Source organism: Acidisphaera rubrifaciens HS-AP3 (assembly GCF_000964365.1).
Lineage (GTDB): Bacteria > Pseudomonadota > Alphaproteobacteria > Acetobacterales > Acetobacteraceae > Acidisphaera > Acidisphaera rubrifaciens.
The window spans coordinates 1-1,449 of sequence record NZ_BANB01000849.1 but is presented as its reverse complement, the minus strand read 5'-3'; the positions used below and the strand labels follow the sequence as shown (position 1 = coordinate 1,449).

General features: G+C 75.2%; 2 protein-coding genes. Both read left to right on the top strand.

All coding sequences use genetic code 11. The features are described 5' to 3' along the window. Window positions 1–431 (top strand): XdhC family protein (locus tag B8460_RS18445; protein ID WP_048863087.1); only part of this gene is annotated, 431 nt, incomplete at its 5' end. Next, on the top strand, window positions 428–1,449 hold a 1,022-nt coding region (locus tag B8460_RS18440; protein ID WP_048863086.1), incomplete at its 3' end, for a molybdopterin-binding protein. The genes B8460_RS18445 and B8460_RS18440, both read left to right, overlap by 4 nt.

Sequence of the window (1,449 nt, the reverse complement as noted above, 5' to 3'; positions counted from 1 at the left end):
AGCTTGGCTACGCCGTCACCGTGATCGACCCGCGGCGCAGCTTCGCGACCGACGCGCGCTTCCCCGGCGTCGCCGTCCGGACGGACTGGCCGGACGAGGCGCTGGACGACCTGCGCCCGGACGGGCGGACGGCCATCGTCACGCTCACCCATGATCCGAAGCTGGACGACCCCGCGCTGGACCGCGCGCTGCGGTCGGACGCCTTCTATATCGGCGCCCTCGGCTCGCGGAAGACGCACGGGGCGCGGCTTAAGCGGCTGCGCGACCTTGGGCACGACGACGCGGCGATGGCGCGCATCCACGGTCCGGTCGGCCTCGACATCGCCGCCGTCAGCGCGCCGGAGATCGCGCTGTCGATCGCGGCGCAGATCGTGGCGACACGGCGCGGCGCCGCCCCCCTGCTGCCGGCGGCCCAGCCGCACGCCGCGTGAAGTTCGGCGAGATCCCGCTCGCCGACGCGCGGGGCGCGATCCTCGCGCACACGCACCGCCTGCCGGCCCGCGTGCTCCGCAAGGGGCAGATCCTGGACGAGGCCGCCATCGGCGCCCTGCGCGAGGCCGAGATCGCGACCGTCATCGCCGCGACGCTTGAGCCCGACGACGTGGCCGAGGATGAAGCCGCTGCCCGCTTCGCCGCCCCCCTCTTGGGCCCGCGCATCGGCCAGAGCCGGGCGGCGACCGGGCGCGTCAACCTCGTCGCGCAGGCGGCGGGATTGCTGCGCGTCGATGCCGGGATGATCGACCGGCTGAACGGCCTCGACGAAAGCCTGACGGTGGGCACCCTGCCCGACTGCGCCGTGGTGATGCCGCGCGACGTGGTGGCGACGGTCAAGGTGATCCCGTTTGCCGTCCCCGGCGCCGTGCTCGACCGGGCGGAGCGGATCGCCCGCGACGGCCCCTCGCCCCTCGCGCTGCATCCCTTCCGCGCGCTGACGGTCGGGCTGGTGGTCACGGAACTGCCCGGCATGAAGGCGAGCGTGATCGAGAACACGATCGCGGCGACCGACGCGCGGGTGCGCGGGCTGACGGGTCGGATGCTGCCGGCGCTGGTCCGCCCGCACGCCGAGGGACCGATCGCCGAGGCGCTCGCGTCGCTGATGGCCGACGGCGCGGAGGTGCTGCTGGTCGCCGGCGCCTCGGCCGTCGTGGACCGGCGCGACGTGGGTCCGGCGGGCATCGTCCGGGCCGGCGGGACGATCGACCATTTCGGCATGCCGGTGGACCCCGGCAACCTGATCTGCCTCGGCCATATCGGCGCGCGGCCGGCGCTGGTGCTACCGGGCTGCGCGCGCAGCCCGAAGATGAACGGCATCGACTGGGTGCTGGCGCGGCTGTTCGCGGGACAGCCGGTGGACGCCGCCGCGGTGTCGCGCATGGGGGTGGGCGGCCTGCTTAAGGAAGTCGATCGCCCGCTGCCGCGCGCCCGTGCCACAGCCCCGCCGCGGCCGGC